Genomic DNA, 18415 nt, shown 5'->3' with positions numbered 1-18415 from the left:
CCCTGTAGCTGGAATTGGACTTCCCGACCTGAGAGCATCGGGAAGTCCAAGTGAATTTTCGGATTAATCGAGCGAAACGATTTCCCCCTGATCTGGGGTACAAAGCGCTCGAAGCGTCTGCGGCGAAATCGAGTCTCGAATAAATTGAACGTGGCCATCTCCGAACACCGCGTTTACTCCACCCGTGTGGAAGCTAAAGGGTTCATCGTTCGGGCCGCAGTTATTTTTCGCCCAGGGACAGGTCGTGGGTCCGCCGATCGGCGAGGCATTGTTATTGATTTTAGCCTGGGTGCTGGTTGTACTTTGGTGAGGACCAGAAACGCCATTTCCGTTATCGGGTTCGGCCCAGCGGTAGTTGTTCCTTCGGTTGGTCGGCGAACGATCCACGCAGGCCGCGCAGTCGTCGAAATAGTTAGCGAGCATGAACGGCGACAACGATTCGTGATTTTTGCCCGCGTCCTCAATCAGAGCCATGGTGTTGCTCAAACCATCCGTAACACCAGCGATGTTTCGAGGCGTCCGCTTGGTGATGTTCGCCGGAACATATTTACCGGCTGAATCGTAATTGCCCGCTCCGGCGGTCAGGGAAATGTTGTTGTGTACCGCGAGCAACCCGGGAGAGCGATACCGCTTGGGAGAATTCAGGTCCCGGGCCCCCGTCGTGGGATCGATATCGGTATAGGAAATCGGCATATAATCGGTTTGACCGTAACCCTTTGGATCATCCTGGGAATATCCATTGGAGGGGCAAAGAAATATCGGAATCTTCGACTTGGCGGCCGCCGCGTTTTGCACGGCGTCGGTGATGGGAGCGTTGTAAGCGTAGTTCAAATCGAACTTCGAGAAAACGTTCCCTTGTTCGACATAAGGCAGTATCTGAGTAAAGAACGAATGCGTGTCCATGACCGTCGACTGATTCGAACTGTCGTTCCCTTCGCCAGACGTCGGGAAGTACATATTGGCGCTCTCGTAGTTATGCATCGCCAGGCCGAGTTGCTTCAAATTGTTCGTGCACTTCATCCGAGCAGCAGCTTCTCGAACTTTCTGAACGGCTGGCAACAGCAAGCCGATGAGAATGGCAATGATGGCGATCACCACCAGCAATTCGATCAATGTAAAACCACGCCGGGTTTTTCGACTCGCGAAAAACTGAACCATTTGGAACTCCGAATAAATGAGAAAATTACCATCTACCTAAAAAATGATTTATATTATGAACGAGGCAATGAAGTGAAGAAACGGTTAATAAACTGTTAAGTATTAAAAATCTATTATTTATTCAGAGATATGTCAGTAAAAAATGGGCGGAGCAGCGAAACTGCTCCGCGATATTATTAAATATTGCCTTATCTTCTGCGGTCGCCGCCTCGGCCTCCGCGATCTCCTCGATCCCCGCCACGGCCGCCGCCACCGCCGCCTCGATCATTGCGTTCGCCGCGATCTTCCCGAGGTGGACGGCCACCTTCGGGAGGAGGAGCCTCGCCCCCTTCCCCCGGAGGCGGGGCCGGCAGCAAAGCCTTACGGGAGAGCTTCACGCGATCCTGATTGTCGATGTCGATACAGATCACCTTGACCGGATCGCCCACGCGCAACACATCGTCCACCCGTCCCACATAAGCGTGATCGAGTTCGCTGATATGCACCAGACCATCCCGGCCCGGCATGATTTCGACGAAAGCGCCGAAATCTTTCACGCTGATGACTTTACCTTCGTAAACCTTACCGATCTCAACTTCACCCGTGAGGGCTTCGACGCGAGCCTTGGCCGCCTGGGCTCCAGCCGCATCGCTGTGAGCGATGCTGACGGTTCCATCGTCGTCGATATCGATCTTGGCACCGGTCGCTTCCTGAATGCCCTTGATATTTTTGCCGCCTGGCCCGATCAGCAAACCAATCTTTTCGGGATTGATTTTGATCTGAAGCAATCGGGGCGCGTAAGCGCTGATCTCACCGCGTGGTTTGCGAAGTGCTACCAGCATCGTTCGCAGAATTTCAATGCGGGCATCCTTCGCTTGAGTCAGGGCCGCCCGAATGATTTCTTCACCAATGCCTTCCAGCTTCAAATCGAGCTGAATCCCGGTGATGCCACGCTGCGTCCCGGCGACCTTGAAGTCCATATCGCCATAGTGGTCTTCATCGCCCTGGATATCGGTAAAGAGGATGAACTTATCGGCTTCCTTCACTAGCCCGATGGAAATGCCTGCCACCGGATTTTGAATCGGCACTCCAGCATCCATCAGCGCGAGCGTTCCACCGCAGACCGAAGCCATGCTGGAAGAGCCGTTCGATTCGAGAATATCGGATACCAGTCGAACGGTATAAGGGAACTTGCCTGGCAGCGGCATCACGGCCTTCAGCGAACGCTCGGCCAGCATCCCGTGGCCGATTTCCCGTCGACCGGGGCCGCGTAACGGCTTGCATTCTCCGACCGAGAACGGCGGGAAGTTGTAGTCGAGCATGAACTTCTTGACATACTCGCCTTCCAGCCCTTCAATCCGCTGCTCATCCGCGGCGGTGCCGAGGGTTGCGGTCACGAGAGCTTGCGTTTCTCCGCGAGTAAACAAGGCCGAGCCGTGCGTGCGCGGCAGCAGGCTGACTTCGCAATGCAGCGCCCGAATCTGCTTGAAACCCCGGCCATCAATACGACCGCCGTCGAGCACGATATCGCGGAAGACTTTCTCTTCCAGGAGGGCCCAGGCCTGCGCGAACTGGCCGGGCGAATATTCGGGAGGAGTCGTGGCTCCTTCCGGGAAATAATGCTTTTTCATCTCGTCTTTGAGGGCCGCCACTTTTTCGTAGCGTTCCAGTTTGGCCACCGTCAGTTTGCGAGCCCGCAGTTCCTTGGCGAACTTGTCGTACATCTCTTTGATGAGCGGATTGGCCGGAGAAGCCGCGACGGCCGGTTTGGTGCCCATCCCGGCTTTTTCGCGGAGTTCTTCGATCAATTCGCAGATTTGAACGATGTACTTGTGACCGAACATCACGGCATCGCCCATGACTTCTTCCGAGAGTTCCCGGGAGAAACCTTCGATCATCGCCACGGCTTCCTTGGTGCCGGAGACGATCAGATCGAGATCGCTTTCTTCCATCTGGTGATGGCTCGGCATCACCACGAATTCGCCGTTCACCCGACCGACGCGCACAGCACCGGTCGGCTTCTGGAACGGGATCGGTGAAGCGTAAAGCGCGGCCGAAGCACCGATCATGGACAGGATATCCGGATCGTTTTCACGATCGGCGGAGATGACCTGACACATCACCTGAACTTCGTTGAAATAATCGGCGGGGAACAGGGGGCGGATAGGACGGTCGATAAGTCGGGCAGTCAGAATTTCCTTGGTGGTAGGTCGGCCTTCCCGCTTGATGTAGCCACCGGGGAATTTACCCGCCGCCTGGGGTTTTTCTCGATAATCGACGGTCAGGGGAAAGAAATCCCGAGTGGGATCCAACTTGCCGGCCACCGCGGCTACCAGAGTCATCGTGTCGCCGTATCGAACGACCACCGATCCGTGAGCTTGTTTTGCTAATTTTCCCGTTTCCAGAATCAAAGTACCAGCGCCTAAAGCGCATTCAACACGTGTCACCGTCACAGGTGCAATCCTCTTTTAGATGTTAAGCAGGTATTTCCCGGCGATTGTCGCGGTAGGAACCCGACAGGTTGGATATTCAGGTCGAGAACCCGAGAGATCGCCAAAGCAGCACTCGGAAGAGTCGAGGGAAAAGGACCTCTCCCCCGTTTATGAAAAATGCCCGCCGGTTTCGACCGACGGGCAAGCGAAGACTATTTTCGCAGTCCCAGTTTACCAATCACGGCCAGATACCGATTCCGGTCCGTATTCTGCAAATACTTCAACAGGTCGGCTCGCTTGCTGACCATCTTGAGCAACCCACGTCGGCTCGCGTGATCCTTCGTGTGAGCTCGCATGTGCTCGGTCAATTCATTGATTCGAGCGGTCAAAAGAGCCACTTGCACTTCGGGTGAACCCGTGTCTGTCTCGGCTCGTTTGAAATCACCAATAATTCCGCTTTTGCGTTCCTTCGTGATCATTTTCGCTTTTGTCCTTCAATACTTCCGCGTTCGACACCTGCTTTTAGTCGAACGATCATACAACTTTTGCCCATATAGTGTATTTGAAAATTATGTGGCGCCAGAGGAAGGTCGGCAAGATGAGAAATGGAAAAGCACATAATCCTCACAAAATTCGATAGGGAAAAAACCGTTCGGTGTACGGGTTTTCTCTAGAGAGGTCATCAGATCATCAATTTTCATATAGTGGAAAACAGCAATTTGATGACCTTCCCGGTATTAAACTGACAATTTTGAAGGGTCTTTTCTGCGTTTTTCCAAGAAAAACGTCGATTTCCCTTTTCCGGACCGAAAATTTACCCTTCTGCACGGCCGCATCACCTTTTTTCTCCAAACCTGAGAGCCTGTACATCTCCAAAAATCAGAAACCTCCAGAAAAGCATGGAGAAAATCGTTGATTGTCTCCGTCGAGAGATCATCGGCAGAGCCAGTACCCAATTTCTTTGTTTCTTCGCGATCACTGTGGGGGCTTGCTTCTTCTACTAGAGTATTCTCGAGGCACTTTTCGATGAAATGTCTTCCCTGAAAGAAGTGACTAGCGGAATATCGCCCCCAGAACAGCCCGCTATTTCGCCAAATAGAGTGTAAACCGAAACGAGAATATCGCTATCGCGGTTGTTCCAAGCAGGGCTCCACGCATTATCGAAGCATTTTCGTTGACGCGCTCTACTCAAATCTTTAACATCGCAGTGAACGGAATTTTCTGAATTTTAAACGTATTTTCGATCCTGAGGCATCCATGACGGTCAAAAAACCGAACTGGCAGATTTTCTCTGCATTGGGAATTTGCCTGACACTGTCGGTCCTGATTACCGGGTGCGACAGCGGCGGAAGTAAGCCGAGCGCAGCCACCAAAGCTTCCACGCCTTCGACTGCCGAAGCCGTGAATCCCAGCGGCTTGGGCAATCCCGACGTCATCAAAATCGTTTCGAGCCTGCCTCGAACTGGCAGTGCTAAAGGCCAGACCGATACCATCGTCAACGGAATCCGGATGGCCTTCGAAGAGGCCGGTAATAAAGTCGGCAGTTTCAAGATTGAATATGAAGATCTCGACGATGCCACGGCTGCGGATGGGAAGTGGACGCCGGAACGAGAAACCGCTAACGCGAACAAGGCGATTCAAGATCCCGACGTGATGATTTTCCTAGGGCCTTACAACTCGGGAGCGGCCAGCACTTCGATGCCGATTCTCAACAAGGCCAGCCTGCTCATGGTATCTCCCGCCTGCACCGCCATTGGCTTGACCAAAAAAGAAGGCGCGGAACCGGGTGAACCAGAAAAATACCGACCCGCGGGAACCATTAACTTCACCCGCGTGGTACCGGCGGACGATATCCAAGGGCCCGTTGCGGCGGATTTTGCGAAATCGAAAGGTGTCAAAACCGTCTGCATTCTCGACGACAATGAAGTTTACGGCAAAGGACTGGCCACGATTTTCAAAGATCGCTGCGAAGAAATCCAATTGAAGGTCCTTGGCAAGCAGGAAAGCATCGACTACAAGCAGTCCGACTTCCGGACTCTGATGAAACGCATCAAGAATCAGTTCAATCCGGACTGCATTTACTTTGGTGGCACATCGCAAACCGGGGCCGGCCAGATCGCCAAAGATATGGTTGCGGAAGGCCTGGAAAAGACCATCCTGATCATTCCGGATGGCTGCTACGAAGCGGCGTTCATTCAGGCCGCCGGAGCTGACGTTTTCAAGAAACTGACCTGCTACTGCACTTTCGGTGGCATGCCTCCCGATCAGTTGAAGGGTAAAGGCGCCGAATTCGTTGCCAACTACAAGAAGCGTTTCAATGCCGATCCCGAAGGTTATGCCGTTTACGGTTACGAATGCGGCAAAGTGGCTCTGGAAGCCATCAAAAAAGCGGGCAAGAAGGATCGGGCCGCGATCACTCAGGCCGCTTTGAGTATCAAGGACTTCAAAGATGGGGCTTTGGGAACCTGGTCGTTCGACAAGAACGGCGACACAACCTCCACGACTCTGAGCATCAGTACCATAAAACCGAATGCCAAGGGAACGATGGACTTCGATTTCGTAAAACTACTGGAACTACAAAAATAAGTCTCCCCTCTCTCCAGGGATCCCTACCTTCCTAGCGGAGTTTCCGCCTTTGATTCTCGACTCGATGACACTGTTTGCCGCCTCGGATTCCGGCGGCCTACAGATGTTTTTTCAATACTGTCTGGGTGGTCTGATCATCGGCATGCTTTACGCGCTCATCGCGCTGGGCTACACGATGGTATACGGGATCGTCGAGCTCATCAACTTCGCCCACGGCGATCTGTTCATGCTCGGCACTTTCATGGCCCTGACACTGCTTTCCCTGATGGGGATTTCAGTGAGTACGGCCGGCGAGATTTCCACCTCCAAGGCCGCGCTGGCCATTGCAGTGATGATGATTGTGGTCCCGCTTTTCTGTGCCACCTTAAACGTGGCGGTCGATAAAGTGGTATACCGGCCACTAAGATCGGCCCCTAAGTTGGCGCCTCTGGTATCCGCCATTGGGGTATCCTTCTGCTTCATGAACATCGGGTTGTTCTGGAACGCCGCGGTCTATGAGGATGGCCGAGCGGTTCCGGCGGCTTCGCAGAGAGCCTTCCCCAATATTGTCAGTAACGAAAATATTCTGGAGCGGTCCAGTCCGGTAGAAGAGGCGGTAACCACCGCGAAGTCAGACAAATCAGATTCTGCTAAAGATTCCAAGTCCAAGCCTACCATCAAAGCCAAAGAAGAATCCAAATTTCGAATCACCTGGAAAGATGCCATGGTCATTGCCGTGACCATACCCAGCATGATATTTCTCACCTGGTTTGTGAAATTCACTCAAACGGGTAAGGCAATGCGGGCAACGGCTCAGAATCCCACGGCGGCCCGCCTGATGGGTATCAATGTGGATCGCGTCATTGCAACGACATTCCTGATCGGCGGAGCGCTCGGGGGCGTAGGGAGCGTTACTTATGCCCTCTACATCAATACCACCAGTTATCAAGTTGGCTTTCAGAATGGTCTCTATGCTTTCACGGCAGCGGTGCTGGGGGGAATTGGCAATATCCCCGGCGCGGTACTCGGCGGTATTATCATCGGTTTGGTACGATCGCTGGGGAGTGCCTACATCGATGAAAAGTGGACCAGTGCTTTCGTCTTCGCGATTCTGATTCTGATCCTCGTTTTCCGCCCCACCGGATTGCTCGGCTCCCGAACGCGGGAGAAAGTGTAATGTCACTACTTAATCGCTTTCCGTGGATGCTCTTGCTGCTGGCCCTGGCAGTTGCGTATCCCATTTATCCGCCGGTGAATGATTTCGTTTTCTCCAAAATCGGTCAGCCGGTAGGTAATCAGCTTCCCACTCTATTTATCTTCGCGATCCTGGCCCTGGGTCTGAATGTGGTGATCGGCTATGCCGGGCTGTTGCACCTGGGAATCGGCGCGTTCTTCGGCGTGGGGGCCTACCTGACCGGCATTCTGACCGTTGCCGATTACCCGTTCCAATTGAGTTTTCCACTGGCGGTTCTCATTTCGATTTTGGGTGCGGCTGCTCTCAGCGTCATGCTGTCAGCTCCGGTGCTTCGATTGCGCGGAGATTATCTGGCCCTGGTGACACTGGGTTTCGGGGAAGTTTTGCGATTTACTCTGCGAAATCTCGAACAGATTACCAATGGAACCAAAGGTATTAAACCAGTTCCTTCACCGACCCTTTTCGACTCTTTAATCAAGACTATTGCGGGATTTCTGAAGTTTATTCCCGGGGCCAAGGAATTAAGTGAAGGGGGCCCTCTGGATTGGTCTGGCGACTATCGCTACTGGTACTTTCTGACCTTGTTTTTTCTAGTAATCGTAGTGATCCTGCTTCGCAATCTGGAGCGTTCGCGACTGGGTCGCGGCTGGGTGGCGATTCGAGAAGATGAGCTGGCGGCGGCCTGTATGGGGTTGAACACCGCCCGTTTGAAATTGGCGGCATTCGCTATCGGGGCCGGACTCGCCGGGCTCGCGGGTGCACTTTATGCCTATCGTCAAAGCAATACGGCCGACCCCGACACCTACGGATTCAATAACTCTGTTATTGTCCTGTGTTGTTTGATCCTCGGTGGCCTCGGTAATCGAAAAGGGGTCATCATCGGCGTTCTGCTGATCATCGGTTACGAAAACATTATTTCACCGGCACTCGATTCTGGTATTCAGGATTGGATCCGCAAACATGTCGACACGAAACAGGATGTTCGGTTGGCGGGTATAAATCTGGGTAATGAAGGCGCACCTTATTTAACCTTCTCCGGTTGGCGATTGATGATCTTCGGAATGGTTCTGATTCTGGTCATGCGATTCCGACCCCACGGCTTGTTCCCGGCCCGGCGCGATAAATAACGATTCTACCCGAGAGGTTTTCTGTGTCGTTGTTGAAAGCTGAAAAAGTGACGATGCGATTTGGCGGCTTAACGGCCGTCAATGCCGTCGATGTCACCGTCGAAAAAGGACAGATCTATTCGATCATCGGTCCCAACGGAGCGGGCAAAACCACTTTCTTCAACGCGATCACCGGCATCTACAACCCGACTGAAGGTGCAGTAACCTTCGACGGCCACAATCAAATCCGGCCGCTGACAGTTCGCACATTAATCGGGTTTATTTTCGTCGGTCTGACCGTCGCGCTCCTCGCCGGAATACTGGCCGTCAACATCGACAGTTTCTGGGCTTCGACGATCAAGAAGCAGCCCTCGACTCGGATGTATCTGTTCGGCCGTGAAGAGAGTCCAGAGAAACCACTGCCAGCTCCATTCAGCTTCCAGACTCTTTGGAGCGACATGAATCGCTATATCGCCAGCAATCCCGTTTTGCAGAAAACCCGCAACGGGCGCCGTTGGCAGGTCATGTCTTCCAGCGATGAGACTTTGATCGGCAACATCCCCAATGAGGAAAAAGCGCAGAAGATTTACCAAGCGATCAACACCAAGAAGAAGCCGGAAGTCCGCAAGAATGCCGAGGAGTTTTCGCTCTATCTGGAAGGCGTGCCCGAGCCGGCTTATACCGGTTCCGAGGCCGACTGCACCGACCTGAAAGAGACGTTGAACGATTTCCAGGAATCACGCACCGCACGACTCCGAAACGGTCTGATTGCACTTCTGGCCGGTTTTATTGTTGGTACTATCGGTTCCTTTGTCGTCTGGCGTCGCAGCCGACGAACGACCGATTACATCGCTTTGGGTGGCATTGCCCGAACCTTCCAAAACATTCGACTCTTCCAGAATATGACAGTGCTGGAAAACGTGCTGATCGGCAAAGACCGCTCGCTGGGGAGCAATCCCGTTCGAATGGCCCTGCACACTCCCGGCTTAAAACGCGAAGAAAAAGAGGCCGAGGCGAAAGCCCTCGAACTGCTGAAGTTCATGGGTCTCGAAAAAGCCAGGAACAATTTGGCCAAAAACTTGCCCTACGGCGATCAGCGCCGTCTGGAAATCGCCCGAGCCATGGCCTGCGAACCGAAATTGCTGCTCCTCGACGAACCGGCGGCCGGTATGAATCCCCGGGAAACGGTCGATCTGATGGAACTGATTCGCAAGATTCGCGATCGGGGCATTACTGTCCTTCTGATCGAGCATCACATGAATCTGGTGATGGGGATCTCCGATCGAATTTCCGTTCTCGATTACGGCGTGAAAATTGCCGAAGGCACTCCGGAAGAAGTTCGCCAAAATCCGAAGGTCATCGAAGCTTATCTGGGCAAAGAGGAAGTGACGTGAGTTCTCCGATTCTCAGCGTCGAAAATCTGGAAGCGGGCTACGGGCAGATCAAGGTGCTGCAGGGCATCTCGCTGACCGTCAACCCGGGGGAAATCGTCACGGTTATTGGTGCGAACGGGGCCGGGAAGACGACGACGCTCCAAACCATCTCCGGCGTGGTGAAAACCCGCGGCGGCCGAATCATGTTCGAAGGCGAGGATATCTCGCGCGTGCCCGATTACAAAATCGTGCCAAGGGGGCTGGCTCAGTCGCCCGAAGGACGCAAAATTTTCCCGCGTCTGACGGTGCTGGAAAACCTCCAAATGGGGGCCTTCACCCGCAAAGATCACGCGGGAATTCAGGAAGATATCGAAAAATCCTACCATTACTTCCCCATCCTGAAACAGCGGATGAAACAACTCGGCGGCACCCTCTCCGGCGGCGAGCAGCAGATGCTGGCCATCGCCCGGGCACTGATGGCCCGGCCCAAATTGCTCCTGCTCGATGAGCCGTCGCTTGGCCTCGCTCCGATGATCGTTCTGAGAATTTTTGAAGTTATTCGCGAATTGAATCAGGCAGGGATGTCGGTTCTTCTCGTCGAGCAAAATGCCCGTTTAGCCTTGAAACTGGCGCATCGCGGCTACGTTATGGAAACCGGCACCATCACCATGAGCGGACCCGGCACCGAGCTTCTGAACGATCCGCGCATTCAGGCCGCCTATCTGGGTGAATAGAATTCCCGCATGAAAATTCATTCTGTCAAAGTCTCCGAAAAGCGAGTCGACTCCTCCGCGGGCCGAATCTCGTTGAACAGCGGTTCCAACGCCCCCTCCAGTACGAATTATCTGATCGTACGAATCGACACCGATTCCGGGATCTCCGGCTTCGGCGTTACCAGTTTTGGCCCATCGGGATTGACCGCCGGGAAAGCCATTCTGGAGGAGCTAATTCCGCTGGTGGTCGGCGAAGATCCGCTAGCCACCGAGAAGCTCTGGGCCAAAGCCCGCGGCTACGGCAGTTCGCTAGGCTGGTCGGGAATTCTGCCGCGCGTTTATGCGGCCATCGATCTGGCTTTGTGGGACATCAAGGGCAAGTCTTTCCGTGAGCCGCTGCACCGCTACTTCGGCTCTGCTCGCGCTTCGGCCCCCTACTTCCTGGGTGATATCGCTCCACTAGGGATAGACACCGCTACCGTGCTATCGACCTGGAAGAAGTACGCCGCGAATCAACCGCTCGGTTTACTCGTGAAGATCGGCACCGACGATATTCAGAAAGATGCCGACCGCGTTCACGACATCCGCAATGGCATCGGCGATGAAGCCTGGCTCGGCATTACGGCCGAGGGACGCTACGACCTCGGCACCGCCATGGCCTTTGCCCGTTTCTTCGATGAGGAAATCGGCATCGACTGGTTCGAATCGCCTATTGCCACCAGCGATGTGGCGGGATACGAACGCTTATCGCTGCATTTCGAGGCGCCCTTATGCGTCGGACCCGGGATCGATTCCGTTGAGGAATTTCGCGACTGGCTGGCTCGCGGTACGGTTCGAATCCTCCGTCCCGATCCGATTCGCCTGGGCGGTTTGACGCCGCTTTTGCGAGTGATCGCGATGGCCGATGCCTATCACGTTCCCTGCGTGATTAAAGGTTTGCCCGACCTGGCTATTCACCTGGCCTGCGGAATCGCCAATATGAATCTGCTCGACTGGTCGGAGCCGTTCCAGACGCTGAAGATTGAAAAGGGCCAGATTTTGGCGCCGGAAAAACCGGGGATCGGCTGGGAATTCTAGTTCGCCAGTGTTGGAGAGTTGGCCGATGAAGTATGCCGCTGTGATTGAATATATTCCGGATGTGGACCGGGTGAATGCCGTGCGTCCTCGGCATCGCGAGTATCTCACGAGCTTGCTGGAACAGGGCAAACTCGCATGTGCCGGGCCCTTTCTCGACAACTATGGCGCCTTGATCGTTTACGAGGCCGCGACTCCCGAAGAGGCTGAAGCGATCCTGAAGGGCGACCCGTTCCACTCCGAAGGCATCTTTGTTCGCTGGACCATTCGGCCCTGGAAGACCGTGTTTGTCGCTCCGGGCGGTTTGACCACGGCTTAAGGCATACAATTCCTAGATGACTGCACCAGCATTGCCCCTCGTTAAACTGAAAATCGAACGCCGTTCGAGCCATCCCTGGATCTTCCAGAAGATGGTCGAAAAGCCGACCGAACGGATACCACCCGGTACGATCGTGGAAATCCAGGATCGCGCCGGCCAATGGGTCGGCCGAGGCTTCTACAACGGCCATTCCCGCATTACCTTACGGGTGCTGACCTCCAAGCAAGATCAACTCGTCAACGAAGACTTCTTCCGGGAGCGCATCAAACGCGCGATTCGCTTCCGCCGGGAGACCCTGCGGCTCGATGAAACCACAAACGCCTACCGCTTAGTGCATTCTGAGGCCGATGAACTCAGCGGGCTGGTGGTGGATCGCTACGGCCAGACGATTGTGATCGAATTTTTCTCGGCCGGGATGTTCAAACAGCGCGATCTGATCATTTCAATCTTTCGGGACGAATTCCCCGATTCGAAATTCTATTTCTTCGCCGAGGAGCATGTCGGTAAGCAGGAGTCGTTCGACTGCCGGCCGCCCGATGCTCCGCCGCCGGGGACCATCACCGAAAACGGCGTGCGTTTCCGCGTGGCACCGGGCAGTAAGCACAAAACCGGCTTTTTCTGCGATCAGCGAGACAATCGCAGGTTGATGTCGACATTTTGCAACGGCAAGAAAGTACTCGACCTCTGCTGCAACACCGGCGGTTTCGCCGTTTATGCCAAGACCATCGGTAAAGCGGCCGAGGTGGTAGGGGTCGATCTCGACGAACAGGTCATCGCTCTGGCCGCGCAGAACGCCAACTTGAATCAGGCCCGCATCAAGTTCATTCAGGCCGACATCTTCAGCTGGTTGCGGGACATTTATCCTTCCGGTCAGAAGTACGATGTGGTCATTTTAGACCCAGCCAAGATGACCCGGGATCGCGAAGAAGTGGAAACGGCCCTGAAGAAATATTGCGATATGAACCGGGTCGCTCTAAACGTCGTTAGCCCCGGCGGCATCTTCCTGACTTGTTCCTGTACGGGTCTAGTCAGCGAGACTGATTTTCTCGAAAGCATTCGCCGGGCGGCCTGGCAGGCGCAGCGAACAGTGCAGATCTTCAACCTGAGCGGGGCCGCGGCGGATCATCCCTTCCATGCCCAGGCTCAGGAAGGCCGTTATCTTAAAGCGGTCTGGTGTCGGGTGGTGGAATAGAGCGAGGATCGCCAGAGCCGCAGGCGATTCATGAGAAAGCCCAGCATCGTCTGCACTGTTCGAATACCGTAGATCGAACTGCGGCGAAAGTTGATGCTGCTGGCTTCATTGAAGTAGCGGACCGGAACCGGAATGTCGCCCAGCCGGAAGCCGAAGTGTACCGCCTGAGCCAGAAACTGCGTGTCGAAGACGAAGTCGTCCGAATTGTTTTGGAAAGGGATCTTCTCCAGCACGTTCCGGCGATAGACCCGGAAGCCACTGTGAAAGTCGCCTAAATTCTGGCCCAGACAGATATTTTCGAAGGCCGTCAGTGCTCGGTTGGCGAAATACTTCCACCAGGGCATTCCGCACTGCAAAGCTTCTTTTCGGGAACGAATCCGGCTGCCCAACACGATGTCGCAGATTCCCAATTCGATCATTCCAATCGCATGCGGTATCACTCGGGCATCGTACTGATAATCGGGATGGATCATCACCACGATATCGGCCCCCTGATCGAGAGCATACTGGTAGCAAGTCTTCTGATTTCCCCCATACCCCCTATTTTTGGGATGCTGAATCACCGTCAATCCCATCTCAAGGGCGATCTCAACCGTGCGGTCCTTGCTGCAATCGTCGACCAGAAGGATCTGATCGACCGAGCCGGGAGGGAAATCGGCCAGCGTCGCCGCCAAGGTTCGCTCGGCGTTGTAGGCCGGTAATACCGCAATGATTTTATGCTGTCGGGCGGGTACGGATTCATCTGGGTCTAAAATCCGTTCGACGTGAAAGATCTCGTGCGTTGGATTTAATGGCGGCGAAGTGAGAAGCAACGGCATATCCGAACCCGAAGAAGAGTATTTCTCCCATTTTAGAATTCAGATGCCGCAATCTCGCGAATATTCCCGAAATCTCGGCAATTTCCGACGTGGTTTCCCCCATAATCTTCGATTAAACTATCTAAGAAGGATCGATTTACCGGTTTTAGGATCATCTATGCGTTTTGTGGCGATCTGTTCACTACTTCTTTTTGCGTTCCCGGCCGCTGCTCAACTGCCCACGGATAGCGATCAAACCTACTCCACTAAAATCGTTTTGCTTTTCCGCGCGCATCCGCTCTTCAACGAAACCTACCGGCTCAATTTGAAGTCCGATATCGAGGACAAGCTCCAGGGCCTGCTAGGCAACTTGGCCGAGTTCGAAATCATCGACCTGATGCGGAAGCCGAACAAGGACTGGACCGAACAGGAGCGAAATTACCTGAAAACCGGCCCCACCGCCCTCGACGCCCCCGCCCCGCTGAGCAACGAAAAACTTCACGTTTTCTGGATCGAGGCCAGCGAACAGGGTATCCGCATTCGCGCCCGGCAACACGATGGCAGCACCGGCTTCAATTCGCTGATTCGCGAAGCCACACTTTCGGATCGCTCCGCCATTTTGAAACAGATTACCGATTGGGTGATACGCGACTTCGGTTTCACCGGTTCTTTCATTCCTGCCGGCGATAATGTCCCGGTCAGCTGGAAAGCCGGACGGCGTGGCCTCGCGCTGGCCGATTGGGTCCGGCCGGGAGATGTGTTGAAAGTGGTACAAATTCGCAAAGACGGTACCGGCCTGCGCGGCACCACTTCCGATTGCGATGACGTTCTGTTGCAGGTGCTCGATGAAATGAAAGACGGCCAATCGACCTGCCGGTTGGTCCGCCAGTACGCCGATCGATTGCCACCCGCCCGCGGAAGCATTGTCGGCTATCGCTGCATCCGACTCGCAACCGTCACCGCTCCCTTGAAATTGAAACTCATCGATCCCAAGGGAGCCCCGCTTCGACAGGTCGGACTGCAAGTACGCATCAAGGATTCCGGCTTCGCCGAGAGTTATCAGGAACGCGATCTGGGTGTGCTATTTCGAGATGTGTTCACGTCGCGCGATCCGATGAAGAATATCGCTTTCGTCCGCATCGATCTGGGCGAGCGAGCAATTGCCCGCATTCCGCTGGCCATTACCGGAGATGCGGTGGTAGTGCGAACGGTAAACATCGAAGCGGGTGCGGAAAGCCGCGATCAACTGGTGGCCCGCCGCGGCTTCTGGCTGGATCGCGTCAATGACTCCCGCCGCATTCAGGCCCAGTGCTTCAAAGATATTACTCAACTGGTGAAACAGGGGAAAGTGGATCAGGCCGATAACTCCGCTCGAAAGACGCTCAGTCGCATCGACGGCGATATCAGCGAGCTGACCGTCGATCTGCAGAAATTCAAAGAACAGACCATCGCCGCCAAAGTCTCCCTTCCCGGCTTCACAGATGTTCTGGATGAAAAGCTACAAAGCCTGCGCGATGCCCGCCGGCAACTGGATTCCTATATTGCTCAACTCGATGAAGTCAGTCGGCAGCAGAACCTTCCTGAAGTCGTGGAACTGAAAAAGAAGCTGAACGGATTTGTGCTGCGAATCGACTCGGCCATTCAGCAGGTGAATATCGAAGAGGCGTTGAAACTCTACGACGAAGCAATTGTGGCGGCGGGAACCGAAACCGCCGCGAAGGATGCTTTCACGCAGAAGCGGGATGAACTGAAGAAGAACTGGACGCCCAAGAGCGATGCGCACAGTGCGGCCCGTAAATTCATCTATGAATCGTGGGCTAAAGTGCAGTCGTTCGATGATATGAAATCGAAGCTGCCGGAAGCTCGCCGAGCTTTCGATGTCTGCAAGGATGCGGGCGACAAATACGGACTGGCCAAGCTGAACCAGATCGGCCCCGAACTCGAACAGTTGCTGGTCGATGAAATTCAGAAGCTGACCGACACGCCGAACAAGGACGAAAGTACGCTGAAACGATTCGATCTTATGAACGCCTTCAAGAATGAGCTAATAACTTTCGACAATAATGTGGCCGCCGCGCTGCGGACTTTCAAGTAATTGCCCCCATTTACCGCACTGTAATATCGGGAATCTGATTGAAGGCAATTCGCACCGGGGCTTCATGGCAGGCCCCGTGCATCCCGGCAAAGTAGGCCGATTGTATCCCGAACTGCTGGTGCAGTTCATCCATAGTTCGGGACAGGCTTTCCATTTTCTGATTGCCATCGAACAGCGATGGAGCGATATTCTTCTGCTGCTTCAAATCGGATAGCACCAGCCCTACTTTAAACGGCGTCCCCTGCCGGGGCCTCTGACACCAAAGCTTGCCGAAGGCCCGTATCAGGGTCGGCGTATCCTGGCAGTAATCGAGCGGCATATCCTTTTCCCAGCGTGGAGCATCCAGACAGCGCACACTGAGGGCTAAATGGCCGGTGTGGTACTGAATTTTTCTCAATCGCGTCGCGGCCTTGTGCAAGAGCCGAATCAGAATCGCCTCGGCCCCCTCATGCGTACGGCGATCGGGTTGCAGCACCCGACTTTGTGTCAGAATCCGGCGCGTTGTCGGCCGATCGACCACATCATCGCCGCGCAGCCGATCGTACCACGAACGGCCATGCACTCGACTGCCGAACACCACGGCCATCTGCTCCGGTTTCAACTTGCAGAGTTGTTCCACGGTGCTGACGCCGCGACGCCAGAAGCGTTTTTCCATGCGTGGGCCGATACCGGGAAAGTCGGTCAACTTCAAGCTGTGCAGCCGTTGCGGGAGCTCCTCGTTTTCAATGATGGTCAGGCCGTCCGGTTTCTGCATATCGCTGGCCACCTTGGCGAGCATGATGTTCGGGGCGAGACCGATAGAACATTTCAGGCAGACGCCGACTTTCGTCAGAATCGCTTTTTTCACATCCAGAGCTAATTGCCGGGCATTCGATGTTTCGCGGTCCACGCCGCGCAATCGACAAACCATTTCGTCGATGGACATGACCTTCAGAACGGGCAGAACCGATTCGACCGCATGGATAATCTGATGGTGAAGCTGCACATAAATGCGCGGGCTGGCCGGGATTATGACGATGCCAGGACACATCCGCCGGGCTTCTCGGACCATGGTTCCGGTGCGAATACCGAATTTTTTGGCCTCGTAACTCGCGGCCACGCAGGCGGTCGTCTCGGCGTTCAGCGGAGCAACCGCGACGGGCCGGCCACGCAGCTCCGGGTGCATTTGCTGCTCGACCGAAGCGAAATAGGAATTCATATCGATGAACAGGTAGCGGAGCGGCATGGTTGGCCTCCCGACGCACAAGTAAACATGCGTACACTATATGTTCACTTTTACAGTTATGCCAGATCATTTTGAAAAATTCTTCCACCCGGCGGTTTATCCGTGTCCGCACAACTGCAACTGCCAGCAATTGCTGTAAAATAGCTGGAGCGAAATCGTTTTGAGAATTTGAGATTTACCCATGAAGAATTACTGGAACACCCTGCTAACTTTGATTGTCACCCTCGGATGTTTCTCAATGAGTGCACAGGCCGAAGATACAAAGCCGATCAAAATCGCGGGCCCGTACGAGGTCGAGGTTCACAAGGATATTCCTTACGTGGAAGGCAAAGAGGGCGAAGATAACAAGCACAAGCTCGATCTGTTTATTCCCAAGGGCCAGAAGGACTTCCCCGTTCTGTTCTTCATCCATGGCGGCGGTTGGACCACCGGCGACCGCAAGATGTACGGCCCGGTGGGCCATGTATTCGCCAAGAACGGGATCGGAACGGTGGTGCTCAGCTATCGGTTGACGCCGCAGGTCCAGCATCCGGGGCATATCGAAGATGTGGCGAAAGCGTTTGCCTGGACGCATAAGAATATCGGCAAATATGACGGAAAAAACGATCAGATATTTGTGACCGGGCAATCGGCGGGCGGCCATCTCGCGGCCCTATTGGGAACAAACGAAAGCTATTTGAAGGCGGAGAAGCTTTCCCTGAAAGATATCAAAGGAGTGATGCCGATCAGCGGCATTTACAACTTCCACGAGAACCGGTTTGTGCCAATCATCGGGAAGGGGAAGGAAGCGGCCGAAAGTGCTTCGCCGATCCAGCAGGTAACCGGTAAGGAGCCGCCGTTTTTGATTTTGTATGCCGACAAGGACTTCCCAACCTGTGATGTGATGTCGAAGAACTTTGCGGAGGAATTGAAGAAGCACAAAGTCGATGTGTCGGTTCAAATGATCCCGGAACGGAATCATATTACGATCATGGCCTGGCTGATGTTGAGCGAATCGGACCCCGCCACGCAGGCACTGCTAGAGTTCGTGGCGAAGCACTCGGGGTTGAAGCTGAGGGAGAAGGGGAAGTGAGGGACATTTTTCTCAGAAAGAACAATAATGCCCCTAAGAAACTCTGACAATACCTCAATTTGTCCATTGAATACCGCAAAAATGGGGTTTTGTTAATACCTCTATTTCAGAAGATTTATT

The 18415-nt window shown here is 54.2% G+C and carries 14 protein-coding genes and 2 pseudogenes; 11 read left to right on the top strand and 5 right to left on the bottom strand.

What is annotated here, in order from left to right:
* Positions 1-63: 63 nt before the first annotated feature.
* From KIH39_RS25340 to rpsO, 3 genes are all read right to left on the bottom strand, one after another.
* A complete protein-coding gene (locus KIH39_RS25340; RefSeq protein ID WP_213496774.1) occupies positions 64-1158 on the bottom strand; it encodes a DUF1559 domain-containing protein in 1095 nt (364 codons plus the stop codon).
* Positions 1159-1346: 188 nt separating this feature from the next.
* Positions 1347-3590, bottom strand: coding sequence for a polyribonucleotide nucleotidyltransferase (gene pnp, locus KIH39_RS25335; protein WP_213496772.1), 2244 nt, complete (start codon positions 3588-3590; stop codon positions 1347-1349).
* A gap of 191 nt (positions 3591-3781) precedes the next feature.
* Positions 3782-4048, bottom strand: a complete 267-nt coding sequence (gene rpsO, locus KIH39_RS25330; RefSeq protein ID WP_213496770.1) for a 30S ribosomal protein S15 — start codon at positions 4046-4048, stop codon at positions 3782-3784.
* A 778-nt stretch (positions 4049-4826) separates the two neighbouring features.
* Between rpsO and KIH39_RS25325 the strand changes: the two genes are divergently transcribed.
* The 9 genes and pseudogenes from KIH39_RS25325 (at position 4827) to KIH39_RS25290 (ending at position 13106) form a co-directional block, all read left to right on the top strand.
* Positions 4827-6155, top strand: a complete 1329-nt coding sequence (locus KIH39_RS25325) for a branched-chain amino acid ABC transporter substrate-binding protein (protein WP_213496768.1) — start codon at positions 4827-4829, stop codon at positions 6153-6155.
* A 49-nt stretch (positions 6156-6204) separates the two neighbouring features.
* On the top strand, positions 6205-7311 hold the full coding sequence (locus KIH39_RS25320) for a branched-chain amino acid ABC transporter permease (protein WP_246539427.1): 1107 nt from the start codon (positions 6205-6207) through the stop codon (positions 7309-7311).
* Positions 7311-8456, top strand: a complete 1146-nt coding sequence (locus tag KIH39_RS25315; RefSeq protein WP_213496766.1) for a branched-chain amino acid ABC transporter permease — start codon at positions 7311-7313, stop codon at positions 8454-8456. Before KIH39_RS25320 ends, KIH39_RS25315 begins: the two co-directional genes overlap by 1 nt.
* A gap of 53 nt (positions 8457-8509) precedes the next feature.
* Positions 8510-8671, top strand: a pseudogene (locus tag KIH39_RS27335) (ATP-binding cassette domain-containing protein); the annotation flags it as partial.
* 606 nt (positions 8672-9277) lie between these two features.
* Positions 9278-9829 (top strand): annotated as a pseudogene (locus tag KIH39_RS27330) (ABC transporter ATP-binding protein); the annotation flags it as partial.
* Positions 9826-10542, top strand: coding sequence for an ABC transporter ATP-binding protein (locus KIH39_RS25305; RefSeq protein ID WP_213496762.1), 717 nt, complete (start codon positions 9826-9828; stop codon positions 10540-10542). The pseudogene KIH39_RS27330 and the gene KIH39_RS25305, both read left to right, overlap by 4 nt.
* A 9-nt stretch (positions 10543-10551) precedes the next feature.
* The gene (locus KIH39_RS25300; RefSeq protein ID WP_213496760.1) at positions 10552-11598 is read left to right on the top strand and encodes a mandelate racemase/muconate lactonizing enzyme family protein; all 1047 of its coding nucleotides are present in this window, start codon (positions 10552-10554) and stop codon (positions 11596-11598) included.
* 25 nt (positions 11599-11623) lie between these two features.
* Positions 11624-11914: a YciI family protein gene (locus KIH39_RS25295; RefSeq protein ID WP_213496758.1), complete on the top strand. Its 291-nt coding sequence runs from the start codon at positions 11624-11626 to the stop codon at positions 11912-11914.
* A gap of 16 nt (positions 11915-11930) precedes the next feature.
* On the top strand, positions 11931-13106 hold the full coding sequence (locus tag KIH39_RS25290; protein ID WP_213496756.1) for a class I SAM-dependent rRNA methyltransferase: 1176 nt from the start codon (positions 11931-11933) through the stop codon (positions 13104-13106).
* Here KIH39_RS25290 and KIH39_RS25285 read toward each other — a convergent pair.
* Positions 13070-13924, bottom strand: a complete 855-nt coding sequence (locus KIH39_RS25285) for a glycosyltransferase family 2 protein (protein WP_213496754.1) — start codon at positions 13922-13924, stop codon at positions 13070-13072. The two genes, KIH39_RS25290 and KIH39_RS25285, sit on opposite strands and share 37 nt — an antisense overlap.
* Before the next feature lie 157 nt (positions 13925-14081).
* Between KIH39_RS25285 and KIH39_RS25280 the strand changes: the two genes are divergently transcribed.
* On the top strand, positions 14082-15998 hold the full coding sequence (locus KIH39_RS25280) for a hypothetical protein (protein WP_213496752.1): 1917 nt from the start codon (positions 14082-14084) through the stop codon (positions 15996-15998).
* 10 nt (positions 15999-16008) lie between these two features.
* On the opposite strand, the gene KIH39_RS25275 is transcribed toward KIH39_RS25280, so the two are convergent.
* On the bottom strand, positions 16009-17223 hold the full coding sequence (locus KIH39_RS25275; protein WP_213496750.1) for a DNA polymerase Y family protein: 1215 nt from the start codon (positions 17221-17223) through the stop codon (positions 16009-16011).
* 181 nt (positions 17224-17404) lie between these two features.
* Here KIH39_RS25275 and KIH39_RS25270 point away from each other — a divergent pair, with 181 nt between their 5' ends.
* The gene (locus tag KIH39_RS25270) at positions 17405-18295 is read left to right on the top strand and encodes an alpha/beta hydrolase (RefSeq protein ID WP_213496748.1); all 891 of its coding nucleotides are present in this window, start codon (positions 17405-17407) and stop codon (positions 18293-18295) included.
* Positions 18296-18415 lie beyond the last annotated feature (120 nt).

This window comes from Telmatocola sphagniphila, from assembly GCF_018398935.1.
GTDB classification, from domain to species: Bacteria; Planctomycetota; Planctomycetia; order Gemmatales; family Gemmataceae; genus Telmatocola; species Telmatocola sphagniphila.
Note: the sequence above shows the minus strand (reverse complement) of the source record. Positions and strands in the feature narration are given on the sequence as shown.